The 24625-nt window shown below is 37.3% G+C and carries 22 protein-coding genes and 2 pseudogenes; 19 read left to right on the top strand and 5 right to left on the bottom strand.

Annotated features, from left to right (window positions below; all coding sequences use genetic code 11):
* Window positions 1–58 precede the first annotated feature (58 nt).
* Window positions 59–970, top strand: coding sequence for a YitT family protein (locus G8761_RS02280; RefSeq protein ID WP_207789048.1), 912 nt, complete (start codon window positions 59–61; stop codon window positions 968–970).
* A gap of 582 nt (window positions 971–1552) precedes the next feature.
* Here the strand turns inward: G8761_RS02280 and G8761_RS02285 are convergent.
* A complete protein-coding gene (locus G8761_RS02285; protein ID WP_166023350.1) occupies window positions 1553–1804 on the bottom strand; it encodes a sigma-G-dependent sporulation-specific acid-soluble spore protein CsgA in 252 nt (83 codons plus the stop codon).
* A 223-nt stretch (window positions 1805–2027) separates the two neighbouring features.
* Here G8761_RS02285 and G8761_RS02290 point away from each other — a divergent pair, with 223 nt between their 5' ends.
* The 10 genes and pseudogenes from G8761_RS02290 (at window position 2028) to mug (ending at window position 9771) form a co-directional block, all read left to right on the top strand.
* A complete protein-coding gene (locus tag G8761_RS02290; protein ID WP_166023202.1) occupies window positions 2028–2678 on the top strand; it encodes a GDSL-type esterase/lipase family protein in 651 nt (216 codons plus the stop codon).
* A 305-nt stretch (window positions 2679–2983) separates the two neighbouring features.
* Window positions 2984–3475, top strand: a complete 492-nt coding sequence (pssA, locus tag G8761_RS02295; protein WP_166023204.1) for a CDP-diacylglycerol--serine O-phosphatidyltransferase — start codon at window positions 2984–2986, stop codon at window positions 3473–3475.
* A gap of 150 nt (window positions 3476–3625) precedes the next feature.
* Window positions 3626–3817 carry a hypothetical protein gene (locus G8761_RS02300; RefSeq protein WP_166023206.1) on the top strand — a complete coding sequence of 64 codons (192 nt, stop codon included), beginning with the start codon at window positions 3626–3628 and terminating at the stop codon, window positions 3815–3817.
* A gap of 18 nt (window positions 3818–3835) precedes the next feature.
* Entirely contained in the window at window positions 3836–4354 is a 519-nt protein-coding gene (locus tag G8761_RS02305; RefSeq protein WP_207789049.1) for a GNAT family N-acetyltransferase, read from the top strand.
* A 132-nt stretch (window positions 4355–4486) separates the two neighbouring features.
* On the top strand, window positions 4487–4915 hold the full coding sequence (locus G8761_RS02310) for a cell wall hydrolase (protein ID WP_166023208.1): 429 nt from the start codon (window positions 4487–4489) through the stop codon (window positions 4913–4915).
* A 136-nt stretch (window positions 4916–5051) separates the two neighbouring features.
* Window positions 5052–5594 carry a DUF2179 domain-containing protein gene (locus tag G8761_RS02315; protein ID WP_166023210.1) on the top strand — a complete coding sequence of 181 codons (543 nt, stop codon included), beginning with the start codon at window positions 5052–5054 and terminating at the stop codon, window positions 5592–5594.
* A 470-nt stretch (window positions 5595–6064) separates the two neighbouring features.
* Window positions 6065–7213 carry an ABC transporter ATP-binding protein gene (locus tag G8761_RS02320; protein WP_166023212.1) on the top strand — a complete coding sequence of 383 codons (1149 nt, stop codon included), beginning with the start codon at window positions 6065–6067 and terminating at the stop codon, window positions 7211–7213.
* Window positions 7206–8756 (top strand): glycine betaine ABC transporter substrate-binding protein, encoded by a 1551-nt coding sequence (locus G8761_RS02325; protein WP_166023214.1) that lies wholly within the window; start codon window positions 7206–7208, stop codon window positions 8754–8756. Before G8761_RS02320 ends, G8761_RS02325 begins: the two co-directional genes overlap by 8 nt.
* Window positions 8757–8841: 85 nt before the next feature.
* Window positions 8842–9252 (top strand): hypothetical protein, encoded by a 411-nt coding sequence (locus G8761_RS02330; protein ID WP_166023216.1) that lies wholly within the window; start codon window positions 8842–8844, stop codon window positions 9250–9252.
* 16 nt (window positions 9253–9268) lie between these two features.
* Window positions 9269–9771 (top strand): annotated as a pseudogene (gene mug, locus G8761_RS02335) (G/U mismatch-specific DNA glycosylase).
* Here mug and G8761_RS02340 read toward each other — a convergent pair.
* Together G8761_RS02340 and G8761_RS02345 are read right to left on the bottom strand one after the other, a co-directional pair.
* Window positions 9763–10816 (bottom strand): annotated as a pseudogene (locus G8761_RS02340) (iron-containing alcohol dehydrogenase family protein). The pseudogenes mug and G8761_RS02340 sit on opposite strands and share 9 nt — an antisense overlap.
* Entirely contained in the window at window positions 10816–11466 is a 651-nt protein-coding gene (locus G8761_RS02345; protein ID WP_166023218.1) for an MtnX-like HAD-IB family phosphatase, read from the bottom strand. Before G8761_RS02345 ends, G8761_RS02340 begins: the two are co-directional and overlap by 1 nt.
* A 312-nt stretch (window positions 11467–11778) precedes the next feature.
* On the opposite strand from G8761_RS02345, the gene G8761_RS02350 reads away from it, so the two are divergent.
* Entirely contained in the window at window positions 11779–12219 is a 441-nt protein-coding gene (locus tag G8761_RS02350; RefSeq protein WP_166023220.1) for a peptidylprolyl isomerase, read from the top strand.
* Between the two features lie 422 nt (window positions 12220–12641).
* On the opposite strand, the gene G8761_RS02355 is transcribed toward G8761_RS02350, so the two are convergent.
* Window positions 12642–13700: a lactonase family protein gene (locus G8761_RS02355; protein ID WP_166023222.1), complete on the bottom strand. Its 1059-nt coding sequence runs from the start codon at window positions 13698–13700 to the stop codon at window positions 12642–12644.
* A gap of 187 nt (window positions 13701–13887) precedes the next feature.
* Between G8761_RS02355 and G8761_RS02360 the strand changes: the two genes are divergently transcribed.
* The 3 genes from G8761_RS02360 to G8761_RS02370 all read left to right on the top strand — a co-directional run bounded on the left by G8761_RS02360 (window position 13888) and on the right by G8761_RS02370 (window position 16741).
* Window positions 13888–14601, top strand: a complete 714-nt coding sequence (locus tag G8761_RS02360) for a GntR family transcriptional regulator (protein ID WP_166023224.1) — start codon at window positions 13888–13890, stop codon at window positions 14599–14601.
* 209 nt (window positions 14602–14810) lie between these two features.
* Window positions 14811–15602: a Cof-type HAD-IIB family hydrolase gene (locus tag G8761_RS02365; protein WP_166023226.1), complete on the top strand. Its 792-nt coding sequence runs from the start codon at window positions 14811–14813 to the stop codon at window positions 15600–15602.
* Between the two features lie 176 nt (window positions 15603–15778).
* Entirely contained in the window at window positions 15779–16741 is a 963-nt protein-coding gene (locus tag G8761_RS02370) for a 2-hydroxyacid dehydrogenase (protein WP_166023229.1), read from the top strand.
* Between the two features lie 517 nt (window positions 16742–17258).
* Here G8761_RS02370 and G8761_RS02375 read toward each other — a convergent pair.
* A complete protein-coding gene (locus tag G8761_RS02375; protein WP_166023231.1) occupies window positions 17259–17558 on the bottom strand; it encodes a hypothetical protein in 300 nt (99 codons plus the stop codon).
* A gap of 643 nt (window positions 17559–18201) precedes the next feature.
* Between G8761_RS02375 and G8761_RS02380 the strand changes: the two genes are divergently transcribed.
* The 4 genes from G8761_RS02380 to mgrA all read left to right on the top strand — a co-directional run bounded on the left by G8761_RS02380 (window position 18202) and on the right by mgrA (window position 24581).
* Window positions 18202–19953: an ABC transporter ATP-binding protein gene (locus G8761_RS02380; RefSeq protein ID WP_166023233.1), complete on the top strand. Its 1752-nt coding sequence runs from the start codon at window positions 18202–18204 to the stop codon at window positions 19951–19953.
* A gap of 1 nt (window position 19954) precedes the next feature.
* Window positions 19955–21733: an ABC transporter ATP-binding protein gene (locus G8761_RS02385; protein WP_166023235.1), complete on the top strand. Its 1779-nt coding sequence runs from the start codon at window positions 19955–19957 to the stop codon at window positions 21731–21733.
* Between the two features lie 557 nt (window positions 21734–22290).
* Window positions 22291–23571, top strand: a complete 1281-nt coding sequence (locus tag G8761_RS02390) for a sugar efflux transporter (RefSeq protein WP_166023237.1) — start codon at window positions 22291–22293, stop codon at window positions 23569–23571.
* A 14-nt stretch (window positions 23572–23585) separates the two neighbouring features.
* Window positions 23586–24581 (top strand): L-glyceraldehyde 3-phosphate reductase, encoded by a 996-nt coding sequence (gene mgrA, locus G8761_RS02395; protein WP_166023239.1) that lies wholly within the window; start codon window positions 23586–23588, stop codon window positions 24579–24581.
* Window positions 24582–24625 lie beyond the last annotated feature (44 nt).

Consider the following 24625-nt stretch of genomic DNA (forward strand, 5'->3'; position numbering starts at 1 on the left):
TTCAACATTCCTTTAACTGTGTATATACTTAGAAAAAGGACGAAAGGAGTTGGGATTATTGAATCAACAAGCTATAGTTATTCCTGATCCGTCAAGGTCTGGGAATAAAAAACAGCATAGGAAGCTTTCAAAAACTCAAATATTTCAACGGGCTTTGCTTATAGCTCTGGGAGCCACTTTAATGGGAGTCGGCCTTGAAATTTTTCTTGTTCCTAATAAAGTTATTGACGGAGGAATAACCGGTATATCCATTATGCTGTCATACATAACTCGCTGGAATTTGGGATTATTCATTTTTTTATTAAACATACCTTTCTTCTTTATTGGATATAAACAAATTGGAAAAACCTTTGCATTTTCGACCTTATTCGGAATTTTTATTTTATCGGTTGTTACCGCACTTCTTCATCCTGTACCAGCCTTAACCGAGGATATTCTGCTCGCTTCAGTATTTGGAGGAATTATTTTGGGGATTGGTGTGGGTATGGTTATTCGTTATGGAGGATCATTGGATGGAACAGAGATTCTTGCTATTTTAACGAATAAAAAGCTGCCGTTTTCCGTAGGGGAAATAATAATGTTTTTTAATTTATTTATTTTAGGTACTGCAGGATTCGTCTTCACCTGGGACCGGGCAATGTATTCTCTAATTGCTTATTATGTAGCTTTTAAAACAATTGATATTACCATTACAGGACTAGATGAGTCAAAATCCGCGTGGATAATTAGCGAGAATGCTCATCAAATTGGCGAGGCTATACTTGACCGACTGGGCAGGGGAGTTACTTATATTAATGGGGAAGGGGCATATTCGGGGGACGATAAAAAGGTGATCTTTTGCGTGGTAAATCGTCTTGAAGAGGCAAAATTAAAAGAAATTGTTTCCGAAAACGATCCCTCTGCATTTTTAGCAGTTTCCGATATTGCTGAAGTAAGAGGAGGACGATTTAAGAAAAGAGACATTCATTAGAGCTAGTTGTTGGAAGATGAATAATTGGAAATATTTTCTACTTTTCCGTGGTCATCCTTTTCAAAGTTTTGTAACGTGACAAAATTTGTCTAATATTAATTCATCTTGGTATTCATTCTAGAAAAGAAATAAATTCATTGAAATATTTCCGGCTAACATCTGCAACATGAAAGTACGAATGTTTGATATACAGAAAATATGTCAAAAAATGAAGAAAAAAGAATGAATATATGAGCGAGTTTTGTCGGTCTTTGCGCTTGCCCCGGAAATAATAATAGGAAATTTCCTAACTAAAGTTAAAAAAGATGGCAGCTTATAGCCATCTTTTTTACTTTAGGCTGTGTTAAAGAACAGTGTTGATTTTTATCTATGTTAATCGAAGAACAAGTACACGAGATTCCAGCGGGAAAAGCGGGTCAAGGGAGACCCCACAGGAGCGAAGTGACGAGGAGGCTCCCGACCTGCCCGCGGAAAGCGAGTGTCTTCGTGACAGGCAAAAGGTGGCCTGTCCCTGCAATAATTCTTCTTAGAAGCATTCCTTTGTGGAGCGAAAATCAACAACCAAGTTTAACAAAGCCTTACTTAAAAAAGCAGTTCGAATACTTCATTCAGTTCATATGTTCTTTTTTCATCCTGTTCATCTTTTGCATACTGTATTTCCTTTTTTAGGATTCCGTTTAAAAAGTCGATTTCTTTTGCAGTTAAATGCCTTACAAAGTCGCCTTCAGAAGCATATTTATGATTCAAAAGCTTATGTAATAGATGTTGGCCTAAAGAATTGTCTTCTGAATAATTCGAAAGGGTTTCCCTCAAGTATCCGAGTGTTTTATCCATATTGTCACCTTCCTGTGTAAGCGGTTTATCTAACATACCTATTTTTATCCTTTTTCCTCTCAATTATTTAACTGCTTTTTAAATCTCAGCTTTAGACATCCGATTCGTTCGAAACCCTTAGCTTTTTTCCGCCAGCTCTTTGAAATATTAAGTCACCGATTAATAGCACAATCGCCTATTTTTGAATATTTTATTTTAGAGGTATTGGGGGAGGTAGGCAATAATGAGTTATTTATATGTAGCTCTCGGTGATTCTTTATCAGCCGGGGTTGGAAGATCTTTATTTTCACCGGGGTTCGTACAAAGATTTAGAAGCATGGCTGAATATGATTTGGAGGAACCCGTATTTTTAAGGGTATTCGCTTATCCAGGATATAAAACTGCAGATTTGTTAAAAGAAATGAAGAAGAATTACATTAAGGAATCAATTAAAGAGGCGGATATCATCACAATTACCGCTGGTGGAAATGATCTTATTTTTGCGGCAAGGCAATATCTTACAGACAAAAATGAAGATGATTTTAAAAAGGCATTGAAACTGTGCATCAGCAATATGACGAAAATACTCGATACCATTCATAAGTGGAAAAATGAAGCTGATCGTCCATATATCATTCGCATGGTTAATCTATATAATCCCTTTCCAAAAGAAGAACTAGCAGCTAAGTGGGTAGGAGAATTTAATAAACACTTAAAGACACTTGCTATTTTAGAACATGTCCGAATTGCAGACATCCAAAAAGCCTTTAAGGGCTACGAAAGTGAATTCTTATCAATTGATGGCATCCATCCTAACGACATGGGATATGAGCGTATTGCAGAGCTCTTAAATAGGCTTGGATATAAACATCTTCAGGACACTGAAGAGGAATAGAGGGGGGGGGACAATATGTACCCTCTTTCTCTTTCCAAAAAGACAAAATTAAAGCTCATTGTTGATGTAGCCAAAAGCCGGTTGGATAGGAAGGGACGAACCTCATCAAAAAAAGCGCGTAAAGGCAGACGGACATTGCAGGGGAAGATTCCAAAACATTTGGGAGAGGGTACCTAATTTTAAAAAACACCCAGACAAAATTAACAAGGAATGCCAAAAAATAAAATAGCTCAATTCAGCATACTGCTGTGCGTAAAGCAGAAAATAGAATGACTAGAAAGACTTTAAGAAAAGGTGGAAGGAAATTGCCATTACAAGTAGTTAAAACTGTTCCGAATTGGTTTACTATTGGGAATTTATTATCAGGAATTTTTTCTATAACTTTAATTATGAACGGTTTTTTTCGGTTGGCAGCAGTTTTTATTTTTCTCTCAGCATTTTTTGACCTTTTTGATGGGCGAATAGCGAGAAAACTAAAAGTGAATAGCGAAATAGGTGTAGAATTGGATTCGCTTGCAGATATTGTAAGTTTTGGTGTAGCACCTGCCATCCTGTTTCATACTCTCTCTGATGGATCATGGATCTCCTCTGTGGCCTTTATGTTTTTTCCAGCCATGGGAGCCTTAAGACTCGCAAGATTCAGTGTAAAACCAACGGTAGGCTATTTTTGTGGAATACCCATAACATTAGCAGGGTTAATAATGGCAGGAATGGGACTGTTTTTATACAGTAACCCTTATATTACCTTGCTTCTGGCAGGATTAATGGTAAGTCCGATAAGAATAAAAAAATTTTAAGGAATCTTAGTTTACTGGCCATAAAAGGTCTGCCTAAATAGGCAGTCTTTTTTGTTTTTAAAAAATGAAAAGAAGGTATTTAAAAATAGATAGCGAATAGTTATCAAATAGCTAGCAAATTCCTATCAACATGACCAGGAGGAAACGAACATGCAAGAGGAAAATAGAATTCAACTAAACGTAAGAATTAAAAAGGAAACCTCTAATAAGCTGGATGAAATTGTCCAATATTATCAGGATAATACGAAACTTGGCCGGATATATAAAAGTGATGTGTTAACGGATATTATTGAAAAATCTTATGAAGTAATGAATAAACAGAAAAAAGTGAATCGCAGATAATACAGGGGGAAACAATGGTTGATTAAAATTGACACGGAAATACCTGAACAGCTTTCAGCTATAAGACAGGTAAACAATCTAGCCTTTGAGCGTGAAGGAGAAGCAAACCTTGTTGATGCAATCAGAAATTCTGAATTTTTTATTCCCGGTTTATCTCTGGTTGCTTTAAATGAGGAGGATGAAGTGGTGGGGCATATTTTATTTAGCAAAGTTTTTATAGAAACTGATGAAGATACTATCACAACAATAGCCTTAGCACCAATGGCTGTAAAGCCAGATTATCAAGGACAAGGTGTAGGCTCCCTGCTTGTAAGGGAAGGCTTGAAAAAATGCAGGGCATTAAACTTTAATGATGTTATCGTGTTGGGACATTCCCGATTCTATCCGAAGTTTGGATTTCTGCCAGCAAGTAATTATGGAATAACTCCGCCTTTTGATGTGCCAGACAATGTTTTCATGGCTAAAGAACTAAGGAAAGATTCATTAAAAGATATTTCCGGCCGGGTTCGTTACCCAGAAGCCTTTAATAATGTGTGAGTAATTTGGAAATACAATGAGTTTCTTTTTTAATCATTGTGCTTCGGGATTTTAAAATCAATTGGAATTATTCCGTAACATTCCCAGTGTTTCAAAAATAAGATAATGAAGAGATACACTGGAGGTGATGCAATGGCAGTTGTAAGAGCCAGACAATCCGATATCGATTTATTGGCACGTTTATTAAGAGCGGAAGCTGAAGGCGAAGGAATCCAAGGGATGATGGCCGTAGGAAATGTTGGGATCAACAGAATTAGGGCCAATTGTTCTGACTTTAAAGGGTTAAGAACCATTCCTCAAATGATATACCAAGCGCATGCATTTGAGGCTGTTACACATGGTTATTTTTATCAAAGGCCAAGGGAGCAGGAAAGAAGGCTTGCCCGAAAAGCGATAAACGGGCAAAGAATTTGGCCGGCTAAATATAGTTTATGGTACTTCAGGCCACAGGGGGATTGTCCGCCAACCTGGTATGACCAGCCATTTGTGGGGCGGTATAAGCTTCATTGTTTTTATGAACCAACCGGAGAAGAATGCCAAAACGTTTATAACACTTTTTAAGAGGGAAAAGGAGCCAGGATATAGGGCTCCTTTTATTGTTGTTTTTCAAGTAAGGTATTTTAAGGATTTTAATACAATGGGTGCCCTAATTATGCTATTATTGCAGAATAGTTTAATCTTAAAGGGGGATACGAAAATGCTCGAAGCCCTTCTCATTTTTGCGCTTCAAATTATCTATGTTCCGGTATTAACTCTTAGGACCATCCTGCTAGTAAAAAATCAAACCAAATCAGCTGCCAGTGCAGGACTGATCGAAGGCATCATTTATATTATTAGCTTGGGAATTGTCTTCAAGGATCTATCCAACTGGCTGAATATAGGTGCTTATGTACTGGGGTTCAGTGCGGGACTTCTGCTCGGAGGCTACATTGAAAGGAAGTTAGCCTTTGGTTATGTTACATACAATGTAAGCCTTCTTGAGCGAAGTGATAAATTGGTTGAAACCCTGCGGGAAGCAGGTTTTGGTGTAACTGTATTTGTAGGTGAAGGCATAAATTCCAATCGTGTCCGCCTGGAAGTTGTCGCGAAAAGGTCAAGAGAAAAGGAATTTTTAAAAATTATAAATGAAATTGCTCCTAAAGCCTTTTTGGTGTCTTTTGAAATTCGTTCTTTCCAAGGCGGGTATATGACCACCCGAATGAAGAAAAAAGCAAAAAAATACAAAGAAGCCGGTTCATAAACCGGTTTCTTTTTTTTGGGGATTAACGGTAAATAACACTTAATCGTAGATATATCTAATCTTGCTTCTTCGCCCGGCCAGTGCCTGTCCCTCTCCTCCCTGAACATTGAATCGCTAAGCTCTTAATGCTGTCCATCTTTAGTGTTAGGGGCTCGAGGTCATAAGCAAATCCGTCTGAAGGTTAAAGAACAACCTTCTCGCCGGCTCGTCTTTTGCTTGTCGTCCCTGGGTAAGACACTTCCGCATTACTTTTTCCTTTTTCTCAGTCGAAGTGGAGGCCCGCAGGACGCGGGTCAGAAAGGCGTTGCCACAGGACGTGGCGAACTTAGCCTTTCTTCAAATGGCCTTACGGGCGCTTGCGTATTTTAAGGTTAAAGTTATTTTTGAAAAATGTTTGCTAACTTGCTAAATAAGGGTATATGAAATTAGCTTTATCCCAAGATAAAGAAAAAGAGAAATGAGGGGAAAAGATGATTACCTTTGAGCAAGTTACCAAAAAGTATCCTAATGGACTCGAAGTCTTAAAGGATATAAATTTTCATATTAATAAAGGAGAGTTCATTGCTCTAATAGGGCCAAGCGGCTGCGGTAAAACGACGACAATGAAAATGATTAACCGCCTTATCGAACCAACCAATGGAAAAATTTTAATAAATGGTGAAGATATTTCTAAACAGCACCCTGTAAAGCTGCGCAGGAATATCGGTTATGTGATTCAGCAAATCGGGTTGCTGCCTCATATGACAATCGGTGATAATATTTCCCTTGTTCCTAGACTCAAGGGCTGGGAAAAGGATCGATATGATAAAAAAGTAGATGAGCTGCTGGATTTGGTTGGATTAGATCCAAAAACGTTTCGGGATCGCTATCCTGCAGAGTTGAGTGGCGGCCAGCAGCAGAGAGTAGGTGTTATTAGGGCACTTGCCGCAGAGCCGCCAATTATCCTGATGGACGAGCCCTTTAGTGCACTCGACCCAATAAGCCGGGAACAGCTTCAGGATGAAATGGTTAAATTGCAGGAAAAAATTAAAAAGACAATTGTGTTTGTTACTCATGATATGGACGAGGCTATCAAAATAGCAGATAAAATTGCCATTATGAATGAAGGAAGAATTGTTCAGTTCGACACACCTGAACGAATTCTGCGGCATCCGGCTGACGATTTTGTCAGAGGCTTTATTGGTGAAAAAAGGCTGGAAAATGGCGTTTCAAATATACCAACAGCAGAGGATCTTATGATAAGCAAGCTTGTAACAGCACGTCCTGGCCGAGGTCTTGCAGAAGCTTTGAAAATTATGAGAAGTTCACGGGTTGATAGCCTTCTCGTAACAGATAACGAACACCGACTCCTTGGAATTGCTCCTATTGAAACGGTCCAAAGATATTTTGGAGAAGAAGATAAAACCCTTAGAGATATTATTAACACTCATTATAGTACAGTCGAACGAAGTACCCCTTATACAGAAGTGGCGGAGATTTTTGCTATGGAAGGTTCCACATTTATCCCTGTCCTTGAAAATGGAAAGCTTTCGGGACTTATTACGCGTGCAACAATGATGCGAGGTCTGGCTGGCATTAATACAGAACCTACACAGAAAGGGGGCCAGATCAATGAATAACTTCTTTACAACATTAGGTGAAACCTTTCGTGAACGCTTGCCTGATATAGTAATGGGCTTAAAAGAGCACTTGTTTTTATCGCTTGTTTCTATTCTTATTGCAACAGCAATTGCCGTCCCATTGGGAATATATATTTCAAGAAAACGAAGGCTGGCAGAACCGATTATCGGAGTCACCTCCATATTTCAGACAGTTCCAAGTCTTGCCCTATTCGGTTTCCTTTTGCCCTTGTTTGGTATAGGTAACACAACTGCGATTATTGCTTTGACCATTTATGCTCTTCTTCCAATCTTACGAAATACTTACATCGGAATTACTGGTGTTGATGCTTCAGCTATTGAAGCAGGGCGGGGAATGGGAATGACTAAAAACCAAATCCTCCGGATGATTGAACTCCCATTGGCTTTGCCTATTATTATGGGCGGATTGCGTACAGCAACTGTTTTGACTATTGGAGTGGCAACCTTGGCTGCCTTTATTGGGGCGGGAGGACTAGGGGATTTGATTTACCGCGGATTGTCCACTACAAGAAATGAACTAGTTCTTGCAGGAGCTATTCCAGCAGCGCTCCTTGCTCTTTTATGTGACTGGATTTTAAAAAGAATTGAAATTGCAACTGATCCAAAAAGCAGAAAAAGGGTTTCCTTAAAGAAAATTGGCTATATTGCACTTCCAGTAGCTGCACTTTTGTTATTCTTTTCCTTTAAAGGTGAAGCACAGGATGATGCGATAGTAATTGCAGGTAAAAAATGGACGGAACAATACATCCTGCCTCATATTTTAGAAGAGTATATTAAAGATAAAACTAATTACAAGGTAAGAGTGGATGAAGGTCTTGGAGAAACTCCGATTTTAACAAAAGCCATTCAAAAAGGCGACATCGATGTTTATGTTGAATATTCAGGAACAGGGCTTTTGACGGTTCTGAAGGATAAGTATAAGCCAGGAATGGACGCAGACCAAATTTATAACAAAGTTAAAAGCGAGTATGATAAAAAATACCAGCTTGAATGGCTAAAGCCTTTTGGCTTTGAGAATACGTATGCTATGGCCCTAAATCCTGAAACGTATAAAAAGCTAAACATTAAAACAGTTTCGGAACTGGTTTCTCACTCTCCAGACCTTGTTTTGGGGGCACCAACAGATTTTTATGAACGAGAAGATGGCTATTCAGCCCTTTCAAAAACATATGGGCTAAATTTTAAAAGCAAGGAAAGCCTGGATGCAAACCTCATGTATACGGCTGTGAAGGAAGGGGATGTTCAGGTCATACCAGCTTTTACTACTGATGGACGGATTCCGCGTTTCCATCTGGGTGTTTTAAAGGATGATAAAAAGTACTTCCCGCCATACTATGCAGCACCAATTGTGAGAAAGGATACACTTAAAAAATACCCTAAGCTTCAAAAAGTGCTATACGAACTTGAAGGCAAAATTACAAATAAAGATATGGCCGAAATGAATGCACGTGTTGATCTTGATAAAGCAGATCCGAAACAGGTTGCACGAGATTTCTTGAAAAAGAAAGGTCTTATAAAGTAAAAGTAATAATTTCCGGGAGTTTTGATCTCCCGGATTTTTTATTTTTTATAATTGGAGGTAAACTATCTCAAAAAAGGGTGATATTATGAACCGTGCCGGCCGGTATGCAGCATCTGACAAATCAGATCCAATAGAGCTTCTCCATATTATCTACGAGCTGCCAGAGAAAGACAGAATGCTGATGTGGGTGGAGGGATATATTGATTTGGTTATTGAAAAACTTCCTCATTATGCAAAAGACATTCTCACTTCCAGAAAGGAAAAATGGGAAGATACAAAGGAATATATTAAGGAACAAGTTAGGGATATAACCAAAAAAGAAGAATATAAACACGCCGAAAAGAAAACAAGAAAAGAGTTTGCTTTATATGTAATGTCACATTATCGAGAATTTCAAAGCCTGTTATTTTCTTCATTTGATGGAAACATAAAAGAAAAAGATATTCGAAGATATGTTTACAGGCGACGATTCAGCGGAAGACATAAGTATAGATAAGATAGAGGTGAGGAAGATGGATTTTATACAAGACCATTTAAAAGATAATTTAAAAATTCTCTTTGTTGGTTTTAATCCAAGCTTACGTTCTGGTGAATCGGGACACCATTATGCAAATCCTAATAACCGTTTTTGGAAAATTCTTCATTTATCTGGTTTAACACCAATAAAGTATAAGAATGAAGAAGATTATAAACTGCTGGATTTAGGATACGGATTAACGAATATAGTATCTCGTCCCACAAAGGCAGCAGATGAAATTACGAAAGAGGAATATAAAGAGGGAGCAAAAGAACTTCGGGCAAAAATCGAGAGATATAGGCCGAAAGTTGTTTGTTATGTGGGTAAGGGCGTGTATCAGGAGTTTACCGGATATAAAAATGTACCTTGGGGGTGCAGAAAAATTCGGCAGTTTCTGGAACCATGGATTTTGTAGCACCGTCATCAAGCGGCCTGGTACGAATGAAGGTTGAAGAGGTAGTGGATATTTATAAACAGCTGCTTACATTATTAACATAGTAAATTTTGAAGAAGGATATCTTCTGAAAGAATTTCCTTTGCCTTATCTCTATTAGCTTCTTCGTGTAAATAAGTATGTCTTCCAGGTTTAATGGAGGGAGACAGATTGACAGCCTCTATTAATTCTTCTCTTTTAAAATGAAGAGTTTTAACATAATCAAAGAAACCGGTTCTGGTGAAAATTTTAAAAATTCTTTCTGCACGATGATTCTGTACCTTTGCCATTAAATAGGTAGCTAAACCTACTTGAATTCCATGCATATGAGGTGGATCCGAAAGTTTGTCTAAAGCGTGAGAAATTAAATGCTCCGAACCACTAATGGGTGCACTGTTCCCGCTTATCACTGTTGAAATTCCGCCTAACGTAAGGGAGCTTACCAGTTCTTTTATTAAAATCTGACTTTTTAAATGGTCCATCGGGGTTCTAAGAAAACTGTTTACGGCTTTTTTACTAAGCATATAAGCGAAGGCATTAACAGTACTTTTGCCCATTTGGTCTTCGAATTCCCAATCATACAAAGCGGTAATATTTAAAACTAAATCACCAATACCTGCCAAAATGAATCTTTCTGGTGCACTCATTAATATGTCTAAATCTGCAATAATTCCAAGAGGGACACTTGCGGGTATTGTTGTTTTTTTACCTTCAACCATAAGAGAACAATTTCTGCTGGCAAAACCGTCATTAGATGATGAAGTCGGAATGCTAATAAAAGGCCAATCCCTTGTATGAGCAATATATTTTCCGCAGTCAATGGTTAAGCCGCCACCTACAGCCAGAACGACATCATAATGATCTAAAGAGAAAGCTAGTTTAATTAAATTTTGAACATCCAAATTAGATGGAAGTGTAAAAAAGGCGGCTTTAATAGCCTTTAGTGATAGAGCAACTCTGTTTTTAAATGAATCAAAGGTAAAATCATCAAAAATGAAAAGAGCTTTTTTGAAATCCGTGTTTTCTTAAGGCTTCCTCCATTTCGGATAACGCATCCTGGCGAATCATAAGGATAGAGGGTATAGGAATGTTGATCATTGAGTTTGCCATTAGGATATCAGCCCTTTATCGACAAGATAGGTTTCAACTTCCTTGAACGAATTCACAGCAATGAAAGGTATGCCTTTTTCAGCCAGTAAATCCTTCAGTTCACTTTTAGCAAAGGTTACATCTGCAAATTCTGCAGGATGGGAATCCGGTTCACTGTCCCCAATAAAAAATACCTGCTCGTACTTTTCTTTTAACTCCTGGATTACTTTGGATTTATCAATGCCGTAACGCTGAGAATAATACGGGCTGTTTACCTCCAGTGCCAGGTGGACATTATTTTCATGAAAAGATCCGGAATTAGAATAAACTTTTACATTTTCAATACCATACTTTTTTAAGGTTTGATATATATAGTAATCAGTTCCGGCACTTAAGATGTAAAAGTCCCCGCCATTTTCCTGAACCTTTTTAATAAGGTAAGGAACGTATTCATCAATTGGAATGGTATGAATATCATTGATAATTTGTTCTTCCTTTTGATTAATAGACTTAAAAACAGTCTGCAGAAAGTCAATATCAAGGATTTCCCCTGATTTCCACTGCTTATATAAGTTATGTCCCTCTGGAAAATATTTTTCAATTACCATCCAGTAAAAATCCTTATATGAAATAGTACCATCAAAGTCAGATACAAACGCCCATTTTTTCATAATTCTCCTCCAGACATACATTACAAAGATTTGTTTACCATTATAACAAGTTGGAAAAGAGATGCGAAATAATTAGAGGCAAAGTCAAAAAAACGGCCAGAATGAATCATCCGGCCGTTCGGTATGTATGATGCCAGCTAAGCCGGCACCAGCCTCTTCCGTCCGAACTGGTTAAGTGTCCCGCAACAAGCGAATGTTCGGAAGAGGCTTTCTTATTATACCACGAAGAGCAGTTCAAATGCACGATGCTTTCTTCTGTGAGAAAAAAGTGGTATGATTAGTTGAATTTGTTATTTTAAGGAGATGAAACTTATGGCTAAAAAAGGATACATATTGATGGAAAACGGCGAAAAGATTGAGGTTGAATTTTTTCCAAATGAAGCTCCAAATACAGTAGCTAATTTTGAAAATCTGGCTAATTCAGGTTTTTATGATGGTGTTGTCTTTCACCGAGTAATACCAGGCTTCGTATCACAGGGCGGCGATCCAACTGGAACAGGAATGGGTGGAAGCGGCAAAACAATCAAATGTGAAACAGAAGGTAATTCGCATAAACACCTTGCAGGATCTCTATCAATGGCTCACGCAGGAAGAGATACTGGTTCTTCCCAGTTTTTTATTGTCCATGAGGCACAGCCACATTTAAATGGAGTTCATACAGTTTTTGGGCAAGTAACATCAGGCCTTGAGACTGCTAAGAACATGAGAAACGGTGACAAAATGAAAGAAGTAAGAGTATTTGATGAAGAGTAATCTCATCTAAGAGAGAGTATATTTACTCTCTCTTTTTTTGGCTATTGAAATTTTTGTATGAATATTTATCAGATGAACTTAAGTTTTTACAATTAATAAAAATATAATGGACGCTCATGGACAAATAAACCCACAGCCTTACCAAAGTGTTCAATCGACAGGCTCTCATTATTGAATTGTGATTGTCAGCTGATTGTATTACGCCCGCAAAATATGAAAAGACAGGACGGCAATGAAATGCCATTCCTGTCTTTTTTAGCTAATCAGAATTTATATCCATAAATTCTTAACGCACGACGGACAGGATGTCCTAGTCAGGCGAAAGGCACACGATGTGCCGTTTTGAGCGTGATAAGAAAAACTAGGGCATCCGCCAAAGGGACTTGTCGAATTCCAAGTTTTTCTAAATGTTTAGATATTGATTAGTAGTTTAAAAACTTAACGCATACAGGGTATGGAACAGTCACATCAGATTGAAGTAATGTAAGTTTGCCGGTTTCCTGATCACGGGCATATAGTACAAGGTTATGGGACTCTTGATTGGAGCCAACGATAAATTTTTCACTAGGGTCAAGTGAAAAGTCTCTAGGCCAGTCTCCTTCGGTAGAAACAAGTTCTACAAATTCAAGTTCACCTGTTTCTCCTGTAACCCGGAAAACAGCAATACTATTATGACCTCTATTACCAGCATAAACAAAGAGGCCGTCAGATGAGATATGAATGGCACTTCCCTGATTGTTTTCAGTAAAATCAGTTGGGAGGGTTGAAATATACTGTTTATCAGTGAATTGTCCGTTTTCAGTGTCATAGTCTAAAACAATTACTTCTGAACTAAATTCAGTCATTACATATGCAATTTTACCATTTGGATGGAAAGTAATATGGCGTGGACCACTGCCTCCCTTAACGTGAAGCCTGCTAACTTCAGTTAATTTTCCCTCCTGATTAAGTTCATAGGTTATAACGAAATCAGATCCTAACTCTACTACGGCAACGTATTTCTCATCAGGAGTGACACCCGCAAAGTGAGTATGAGGTTTTTCCTGTCTTGGATCCGGACCTGAACCCTCGTGTTTATTGATCGATACAGCTGGAGATATAGAACCGCTTTCAGGATCTAATAAATAAGAAACCACTTCACCTTTATGATAATTCGCACTGAAAAGATATTTTGCTTTACTATCAAGGCTCACATGACAAGGTGAAGCTCCTTCTAAAAGCTGGGAATTAATACTTGTTAGGTCTCCAGCATTATTAATACTGTAAGAAGCTACTCCTCCATGGTCTCCTTCTTTTTCGACCGAATAAAGAAAGCGATTATCACTGCTGATATTAACATATGTAGGATTTTCTAATTCCGCAGCTACCTTTACGTCTATTAATGTTTTTGTATCAGTATCCAGTGTAAAAGAATAAACTCCTTTACTGTCACCCTTAGTGTAGGTACCAATATATCCTTGGAATTTTGTCTCGAAAGTCATAAATTTTTTCTCCTTTAGATTAATTTGATTTGTTTTATTTTATCATAACCCCCAAAGATTATTAATTTTACTGGTTTTCAAGCCATATGGTTATCTCTTATGTAAGGAGAAAAACTTAACCATTTTTGATAATATGGTCTATTATAATATATATACTATCTATATTTTTATTTAGGGTGGTTCTTTCATGAATAAGTACGAAGCCATTTCGGCTGAAATGAGAAACAGAATTAAGGAAAAGAAATACTCTATTGATCAGCCGATACCGGATGAAATCTCTCTTGCCAATGAATTTGGGTGCAGCAGAATGACAATGAAAAGAGCGCTAGATATCCTGGTAATGGAGGGGCTTCTATATAGAAAAAGAGGTCATGGTACTTTTATTGTTCGGTCTGCCATACAAAATAGCAGGGTTAAAGTTGCAAGTAATGAGGCAATGGGCTTAACCAATTTGCTAAAAAATAAAAACATAACTAGTAAGGTCATTAATTTTGAGGTTCAATTTCCATCATTGGAAGTGGCGGAACATCTGGCGATTGATACTAATTCGCCCGTATACTATTTGGTCCGTGTCAGGCTTGTGGACAGAGAACCTTATGTAATAGAAAAAACCTATATGCCAACAAAACTTATTCCCGGCATAAATGACGAAATTTTAAATGGTTCTATTTATGAGCACATTACTGATAATCTTGGACTTACAATTGCAGGTTCTCAGCGCAAAATACGGGCATCTAAATCAGATGGTCTCGACCAAAAGCACCTCGAATGTGAGAATGATGATCCGATTCTGGAGATTGAACACGTTGGTTTTCTAAATAATGGCGTTCCTTTCGAATATTCATTTTCACGCCATAGATATGATAAGTTTGAAGTCACTACTGTTAACCCTAGAAAATAATTAAATGACGAAGTATATTGGATAGAATAGGGGATAGGCGGACGCTTATCCTTTTTAATATCATTTTTAAATAAATGGAAGCTTCTACTGGTACTAAGAAGTTATTGAATCCAACGAAGCAAAATTATAATACTAGGCTTTACTATCTCCCTCACTTATTAATAGTGTGAGGATGTTTTTATAATTCCCTATGGAAAGGATGAATACTAATGAATAAAGGAATGATTTTTTTCGATATAGACGGAACCTTGCTGAATCACGATAAGGCTTTGCCTTCCTCCACAAAAAAGGCGATTAATAGATTAAAAGATTTGGGTCACGAGCTTGCTATTGCTACCGGCAGAGCCCCTTTTATGTTTGAAGATTTACGAAATGAATTGGGGATACATACGTATGTAAGCTTTAATGGACAGTATGTTGTATACAACGGAACACCAGTATACACCAACCCCCTTGATAAAGATGACCTTTTTAGCTTAACTGATTATGCTATGTCAAATGACAATCCATTAATATATGAGCACTATGACAATATGTATTCCAACATTGAGAATCATCCATTTATTAAAGACGGAATAGGCTCTTTAAAAATTAGCCACCAGCCTATTTTTGATCCTAAGTTTTACCGCGAGAATGAAATCTATCAATCGCTTTTGTTCTGTACAGCTGAAGAAGAGGAAGCATACCGGGAAAAATTTTCGCGATTTGAATTTGTAAGATGGCATGAATTTTCGATGGATGTTTTGCCTAAGGGTGGATCGAAAGCAATTGGGATTAAGTCTTTAATCCAGCATTTAAACATACCAATGGAGAACGTTTATGCATTTGGTGACGGGCTGAATGATATTGAAATGCTTACCTTTGTAAAAAACAGCGTGGCAATGGGCGATGCAGTAGAACTAGTCAAAAAAGCTGCAAAATATGTAACAAAACCAGTTGATGAAGATGGTATTCTCCGTGGACTTGAGCTAGTAGGTTTGTTAGAAGAAAAGGCTGTGTAATTTATATTTTTTGACATGGGGTATAGTCGTCAGGACTAGCTCCATTTTTCTTTGCATTTTATTATGTGTTTATCCACAGCCATAGTGAACAGGCACAATTATTAATTTATTTTAATGCTTGTTCCTGTTACCTTTTATATGAGGTATCAAATAAAAAAAGGAGAGTGCAAAAAATAATGAAGCCAAAAGTCTACATAACCAGAAGAATACCTGATTCAATTATCGCGAGAATAGAAAAAGAATGTGAGGTAAGTATTTGGCCAGAAACTGATATTCCTGTTCCTCGGGAAGTATTGGAAAGAGAGATTGTTGATGCAGACGGACTTTTTTGTTTATTAACAGAATCAGTTGATAAAGAATTAATAGCAAAAGCTCAGAAGCTTAAAGTAATCAGTAATATGGCTGTCGGCTACAATAATATTGATATTGAAGCAGCTAAGGAAAAAGGGATCTTAGTAACAAATACACCTGGTGTTTTAACCGAAACAACAGCAGATTTGACATTTGCTTTAATGATGGCTTCAGCCCGGAGAATAATAGAATCATCTAATTATCTGAGGAATGGTAACTGGAAAACATGGTCACCCATGCAATTAACAGGGCAAGATATTTATGGAGCCACACTTGGGATAATTGGAATGGGAAGAATTGGGGCTTCTTTAGCTAAAAGGTCCAAAGGCTTTGATATGAACATCCTTTACTATAATCGCAGCCGAAAGCCTTTATTAGAAAAAGAAATGAACATGAAGTATGTTGATTTCGATACTTTATTAAGCGAATCTGATTTTGTTTGTATTATGACACCTTACACTCCGGAAACAAAAAACCTAATAACGTATAGAGAATTATCGTTAATGAAGAAAACTTCTATTTTAATTAATACTGCACGGGGTGGCATTGTAAATGAAGAGGACTTGTTTCAGGCATTGAAAAATGGGGAAATTTGGGCAGCGGGTATGGATGTATTCGTACAGGAACCTGTTCCTCTTGATCATCCGTTATTGACACTACCTAACGTAGTCACCCTTCCCCATATTGGAAGTGCAAGTGTAAATACTAGAATGAAAATGGCTGATTTAGCCGCAGTAAACCTGCTATTAGTCCTTAACAATAATCCACCGCTTCATTTAGTGGTATAAGAAAATTTATCAATCGAAACGGAGTTTGGGGTTTCCAAACTCCGTATACGCTCTATTCTTGAGAAGCCTTAACCTGATTTATCTTTTTAAAAGCAATATTAAATAAAAAGTAAATACAATAAGCACTTATATTAAAAATAAACAGTGCTGACAATGGAAAGATAAAAAGAATAAAAGAATTTTCAAATGATTAAAACACAACTGAGTATTGAAATAAGGAAATAGCTTATTGACAAGAAAAGCAAATTCTTAAGGAATACGCGAGTGGTTGCCTTATATTGGACAATAGTAGGGAAAAGAAAAACGGAACCCAATAAAAATATGAAACTGATTACAAATAAGATAGGTAAAAAGATATATTTATAAGGAAAGCAGCGAACAATACCCTTTAGAATTTCAATAAAGGCAATTAATTTAAATTGCCCCACCTTTTTTCTAATATTTATAGCAATATAAGGTAGATTAGCATTTTTTCTAATTATAAAAGTTCCGTATTGTTTAATGACTTTTGATCCCATTACAAGGCAGGCAAGTATGCTTTGAACTTTTCTAAAAGCAATTTATCCATTTTTTTAAACTCCATGCATGGCTGGCTGCCAATAGGATATTGGTAAATCGTTCTTTTACATAGCGGGCATAAACCATTTTCTTTAAATTGATGAAGTATATTTAAGGGCATTAGGGGATTTGTTTTAGCAATCATAAAAAGATAATCATTGTCCTGAAAAGTAAAATGAATATCTATACCGTTATAGCCGCCTACTTCGCTGATTTTAATATTTTTTAGTTTCAAGCCATTAACCAATATATCTTCCATAAAAATACCTCTACTTTCATTTTGTTCTTATTAACTCAGATGATTCACTACTAACATTATATTAAATTGTTATTAATTAAAACACATCATTTCTCACCGCCAAAAGGAAATAAGATTTATAAGGTAAATTTATAAAAATGAAATAAAAGATTAAATTGACCTGCTTCTTTTTCCATTGCCAGCTGGTAATGCCAAAAAATAAAAAGAAAAGGGAATGAGAATCAGCCTATCGGATCAGAAAAATCGAGCTTCCTGTAATAGAAGTCTCAGAAGCTCGCATTCTATTATCTATTAAAACTCCAGAAAAGATTAGCTGGAGAGGAGCTGCTGGTGCAGAAAAATATATTTTAGAGCGTTCTGATGATATCGATGGACCATGGATGACTATTGCAGAGGATATAATAGAAGATTCTGTTCCATTCGAGCCCTTTAAAGATTCTTCACCTTCTGAAGGCACCTGGTTTTTATAGAATGAGGGCCTGTAATATAACGGGAATGTCAGCGCCTTCAAACATTGAAGCAGCAGTTACAGAACTTCTATAAAAAATAACTAAATTTCAAAAAGGCTATCTTTGGAAAAACAAACATAATAAGACGGAAACCGAAATATTATTTATTTATGCTTAGGAAGGAGGCGCAGATTATGCATAGCTTACATTGGGCCTGGGGATATCTTAGAAAGTACAGGACCAGAATAATATTAGGACTCTTACTGGCATTGGTTGTTTCAGCAATGAATATGCTAAACCCCTATTTGGCAGGAAAAATAGTCGATAAGGTCATGTATGGACATCAAAAGAACCTCTTATGGAAACTGCTTCTACTTATGATTGGTTTCACATTTATCAGGACAGCAGTCCGTTATGGTTATCAAATGATGTTTGAAAAACTTTCACAGAATGTGATTTTTACCATGAGAGAGCATTTGTACGGTCGTCTTCATCAGCTGGATTTTAGTTTTTATGACCAGACCAAAACAGGCGATATCATGGCAAGAATGACTGGTGACCTTGAGGCTGTCCGGCACTTCACGGCCTGGACTATATATATGATATTTGAAAACGCGATGATTTTAATCTTTGCCGTATGCTTTATGTTTTATATTCATCCGCCATTAGCATTGGCGATGTTGGTGGTTACTCCAGTTATTGGATTTTTTGCTTACAAGTTAACCTATGCAGTTCGCCCCACTTTTACTGAAATAAGAAATCAATTTGCCCGGTTGAATTCCGTTGTTCAGGAAAACATTAGCGGCAATCGGGTAGTTAAGGCATTCGCAAAGGAAGACTATGAAATTGAAAAGTTTTCTGTAGAAAATGAGGCATTTAAAGTTAAAAACCTTGAATCCGCTAAAATTTGGGAGAAGTATTTACCTGTTCTTGATTCACTTGCAGGTGTATTAACTGTTGTAATGATTCTGGTTGGCGGAATAATGGTTATCCGCGGTTCGCTCACTTTTGGTGAGTTAGTTACCTTCAACTCCTTAATTTGGGCTTTAAGCAACCCAATGCGGATGGCTGGCTGGTTACTAAACGATGTTCAGCGTTTTATTGCCTCCGCAGAAAAGGTTGAGGACCTGTTTATTACAAAACCAAAGATAAAAAATCAGGGACAAATCATTGACATCAAAAGATTCAAGGGGATTGTAGAATTTGATCATGTTAATTTTAGCTATGGAGACGGTCCTGTTCTTAAAGATATTAGGTTTAAAATAAAGCCGGGCCAAACACTCGCAATCATAGGACCAACGGGTGCCGGAAAGTCTACTCTGGTCAATCTGCTAAGCAGATTTTATGATGCAGACAGTGGGGATGTGAAAGTAGACGGGGTTAATGTCAAGGAATGGGACCTTCATAAGTTACGGGAAGGCATGGCAATGGTTATGCAGGATATATTTCTGTTTTCCGATACGATTGAGGGAAATATTGCCTACGGAAATCCTTATGCTTCGCTTGAAACTGTTCAGTCTGCTGCAAAAATGGCAGAGGCTCATGACTTTATTGCGGGTCTCCCCGAAGGCTATGAAACAATCGTTGGAGAGAGGGGTGTTGGCCTCTCTGGTGGACAGCGTCAGCGTATTGCGCTTGCACGTGCCATTTTGAAAGACCCGGCGATACTTATTCTCGACGACACCACTTTAGCTGTCGATATGGAAACTGAGGTTAAGATTCAAACTACATTAAAATCAATTCAGCAAAATAAGAGCTGTTTTATCATTGCTCACCGGATTTCCTCTGTAAAAGAGGCTGATTTAATTTTAGTTATGAACAACGGCAAGATTATTGAAAGAGGAAAACATGAAGAGCTACTTAAGAAAAAAGGCTACTATTTTAATGTTTACAAGAATCAGTATGGAAACTTTGATCACAAGCTCCATGGTCAGGAAGTGATATAAGATGGCCCGAAATAAATTTAACGTTGATGAAGAACTGGAGACCCCATTTAGCTTTTCTCATTTAAAGAGGTTATTTGCTTACCTTAAGCCCTATAAATCTAAAATAATACTAACGGTTTTCATTATGCTGATCGCCAGTGGTGCGAATCTAATTGGTCCTTATTTAATTAAACAGGCTATCGATAAAGAAATTCCAAACGAGAATATTACGGGTCTTTTTCTGTTGGCCGGGATATATCTAGTGGCACTGGTAGTGACCGGAATCTGTATGAAATATAGAATCAGAATGATGTCGGAAATTGGCCAGAGTGTCATTAAAAAGTTAAGGGAAGATTTATTTAGCCACCTGCAAAAGCTTTCATTTTCATTTTACGATAGCAGACCACATGGAAAAATCTTAGTCCGTGTTGTGAATTATGTTAATTCCTTAAGTGACCTCCTTTCTAACGGTCTAATTAACTTAATTACAGACATATTCAGCTTAATCGTCATTTTTGGATTTATGCTTTCCATTGATAGTAAACTCACCTTACTCGCTATGGCTGGTTTTCCAGTGCTTGCTGCGGTTATATTCTTCATTAAGAATGCACAGCGAAAGGCTTGGCAGGACTTGAGTAATAAGCAGTCAAATATGAATGCTTATATACATGAAAGTATTAATGGAATCAAAGTAACCCAGGCATGCGCCCGTGAAGAGGAAAACAAGAAGATTTTCTCAGAAGTATCCGGAGGTTATCGAAAATCATGGATGAAGGCTGTGTATATTCAATTTTTATTGTGGCCTTCCATTGAAAATATATCGGTTCTCACTGTTTCACTCATTTATGTGGTTGGTATTTCTTCTATTGGACATGGAGTGACAGTAGGGGCACTGGTTGCGTTTGTGGGATATATCTGGATGTTTTGGGCTCCGCTTGCGAATATAGGCAACTTCTATAATGCAATTATTAATGCCATGGCTTATTTAGAAAGAATCTTTGAGATGATGGATGAGAAGCCGACAGTTTTGAGCAGCCCCAATGCAATTGAACTTAAGGAAATCAAAGGAAAAGTAGTGTTTGACCATGTTGATTTTGGGTATGAGGAGGAAACAATCCTCAATAATATCAACTTTAAGGTAAACCCGGGAGATACAATTGCTCTTGTTGGTGCAACGGGTTCAGGAAAGACGACCATTGTTAGTTTAATAAGCCGTTTTTATGATATTAATAGCGGTCAGATTAAAATTGATGATGTCGATATTTCAACTGTAACCATTCCATCTTTACGCAAACAAATGGGTGTTATGCTTCAAGATCCATTTATCTTTTCTGGTACCATTATGGAAAATATTCGCTACGGCAGACTCGATGCTACGGATGAGGAAGTTATAAAAGCATCAATAGCAGTTCAAGCTCACGAATTTATTAAAGAACTAAAAGATGGTTATCAAACAGAGGTAAATGAAAGAGGAACCAGACTTTCCACTGGGCAAAGGCAGCTAATATCGTTTGCGAGAGCGTTATTGGCAAACCCAAAAATTCTTATTTTAGATGAAGCAACATCATCAATTGATACGGAGACGGAGCTTGCACTTCAAAAAGGATTGGAAACATTATTAAAAGACCGAACTTCCTTTATTATCGCTCATAGACTTTCAACCATTCAGAGTGCTACTCGAATTTTATTTATTGATAAAGGAAGAATAGTGGAAGAAGGTTCACATGAGGAATTAATAGATAAAAAAGGACCGTATTGGAAGCTTCAAAACTCCCAGCATTTATCCCTTAATGTGGGATAAATTTTTTTTGAATAAAAATTTGTCTATACTTTTTTGAATATATGATTAGATAAACTTAAAAATAGGTTTATAATAATATGTGATAACTTTTGCTAAGGGAAAAGAGGTTATAAATCTCGCAATTGAAAAAGAATAGGACTTCTGCCCTCACAAAACATAAGCTTAATAGAGTTTTTTTGCCTTAATAGAGGTACTTTCAGAGAAACACCTAGGGGAAATTATTGAACTTGAATCAAATTTTAATTACTTTAGTTCAAAAGCTCCTGATCATATTGGTAAGCCTTATGATGATGCTTTTTATGGACTATGAGTACTTACCATTGACCACGAGAACCGAAAATCGATAGTTATAAATTATTATGATTATTTAAGTAAGGTATTATTATAGAATAGTATGTAAACTTCTTAAAAAATAGCCTTGTTTAATGTCCCAAATTTTTAATGGACTGCGGAAACTGGCTGACAAACCAAAAAGACTTGGCGGTTAGTCTGTGGAAAGGGAACTGATTCAAGTGAATAACAGTTTAACAGAGTTAAAAACATTAGAATAATACCTCTTGATTGGACTGATGATTGGAATGAAAAATAAGGCTATTACAGCCGCAAGAGAAAGAGTGCTATTTGTCTGGAAGATACCCTCTTTTCCGGTGCTGTTTTTAATAAATTTTATTCTTGGGCTCTCCTCATCCTTTTTTGCGCCTTTTTCTTCTCTTTTTGGAATAGATGAAGTAGGTATGAGCAATGTTGGGTTTGGAATCTTTATGACAATTACGGCCCTAGGCGGAGTAACAATTAGCAGTTATGTAGCAAAATTGTCTGATACGAGTTTAAGCAGGAAAAAAATCATGGTTCTTGCAACCTTTGCAGGGATAGTAGGATACACTTTATATGCTTATTTAAGGAATTACTATACATTAGCGTTAACCGGTTTTTTTATCCTAGGGGTTACCGGCGCCGCTGTTCCTCAATTATGGGCCTATGCGAGGGATGCACTTAAACAAGCGAATATACCAAGTACAGACACGCCCTTTATAATGAATATTTTCAGGATGTTTTTTGCACTCGCATGGACTGTAGGGCCTGCACTTGGTGCATGGCTGCTGCAATTGATTGGTTTTAAGGGACTTTTTTTATTTGTTGCTTCTGGATATTTACTTGTATTCTTGACAATTACTTTTCTATTAAAGGATTTGTCTGCTCAACAAGTTACCATTGTAAAGACTCCCCCGCTATCAGTAGGAAAATATGTAAAAAGGCCTCAAATATTTGCTTTTCTTGCGGCGGCTTTCTTGCTATCCTCGGCTACCTCTATTCATATGCTGAACGTCCCTCAGTTTGTCACAAAGGTTTTACACGGAACTGAGATGGATGTAGGAATGGTTTTTAGTGTTCCCCCGGTTTTTGAGGTACCATTAATGATTTTGATTGGAATTTGGGCAACAAAAATTGATAATGGCAAATTGATAAAAATTGGCTTTGGTACTGCCTTTGTTTACTTCTTATTATTTAGCTTTGTTAAAGAGCCATGGCAAATTTATCCGCTTCAGCTATTAAGTGCCGCACAGGTTTCAATAACTGGCGGTATAGCCATCTCCTATTTTCAGGATTTTATTCCGGAAGCCCAGGGAACAGCAACAACACTTTATATGAATACCACTTCAATTGGATCAACACTTGGATTTTTACTATTCGGGATTATTTCAGAGATATTTAGCTATGGAACTCTGATTATATTTTATACAATCTTTGCTGGGGCAGGATTATTGTTTCTGATATTGGCTGAAAAAAACAGACCCAATCCTGCAGCCTTGGCTGCAAATGAAAGAACAACAAATTAGAGGGAGAGTGTAAAATGGTATATCAAGCTGAATCAAATCGTTACAAAACTATGAAATATAACCGAAGCGGTCGTTCAGGACTGCGTCTTCCTGCCGTTTCCTTAGGGCTTTGGCATAACTTTGGCGGTGTCGATACCGTTGAAAATGGCCGGGCAATGTTAAGAAGAGCCTTTGACCTAGGAATTACTCATTTTGACCTTGCGAATAATTACGGTCCTCCTGCTGGTTCTGCTGAAGAAATGTTCGGACAGATTTTAAAATCAGACTTTGCTCCATATCGTGATGAGATGATTATCTCAACTAAAGCGGGATACTATATGTGGCCGGGTCCATACGGAGAGTGGGGCTCTAGAAAGAATTTAATTTCAAGTCTTGACCAAAGCCTCAAACGCATGGGGCTGGATTATGTAGATATTTTTTACTCTCATCGTCCTGACCCTGAAACGCCGCTGGAGGAAACGATGGCAGCATTAGATTCGATTGTACGACAGGGTAAAGCTTTATATGTGGGAATTTCTAATTACAATGCAGAGCAAACAGCAGAAGCCATTAAAATCTTAAAACAACTTGGCACTCCATTATTAATTCATCAGCCAAGCTATTCTATGTTTAATAGATGGATAGAGGATGGTTTGCAAGATGTGCTGGCGGAAAATGGCGTGGGTTCAATTGCTTTTAGTCCGTTAGCACAAGGACTGTTAACGAATAAATACTTAACAGGCATTCCAGCAGATTCGCGCGCTGCAAAGTCAACTGGATTTCTAAAAGAAGAACATGTGACATCGGATGTTATCAACCGTGTTCAAAAATTAAATGAGATAGCAGCAGAGCGTGGACAAAGCCTTTCTCAGATGGCTCTTTCTTGGGTTCTGAGAGGCGGAAAAGTAACGTCTGTTCTTATTGGTGCAAGCAAAGTAAGCCAGATTGAGGAGAACGTTGCGGCACTTAGTAATCTTGATTTTTCAAATGAAGAGTTAGCAAGAATTGAGGATGTTTTAAAAAGTAATTAGAATTTCCTATTAACCAACAAAAGCTCCAAGCGGAAGATTTCCGC

Source organism: Neobacillus terrae (assembly GCF_011393025.1).
In the GTDB taxonomy this organism is placed as follows: Bacteria; Bacillota; Bacilli; order Bacillales; family Cytobacillaceae; genus Neobacillus_A; species Neobacillus_A terrae.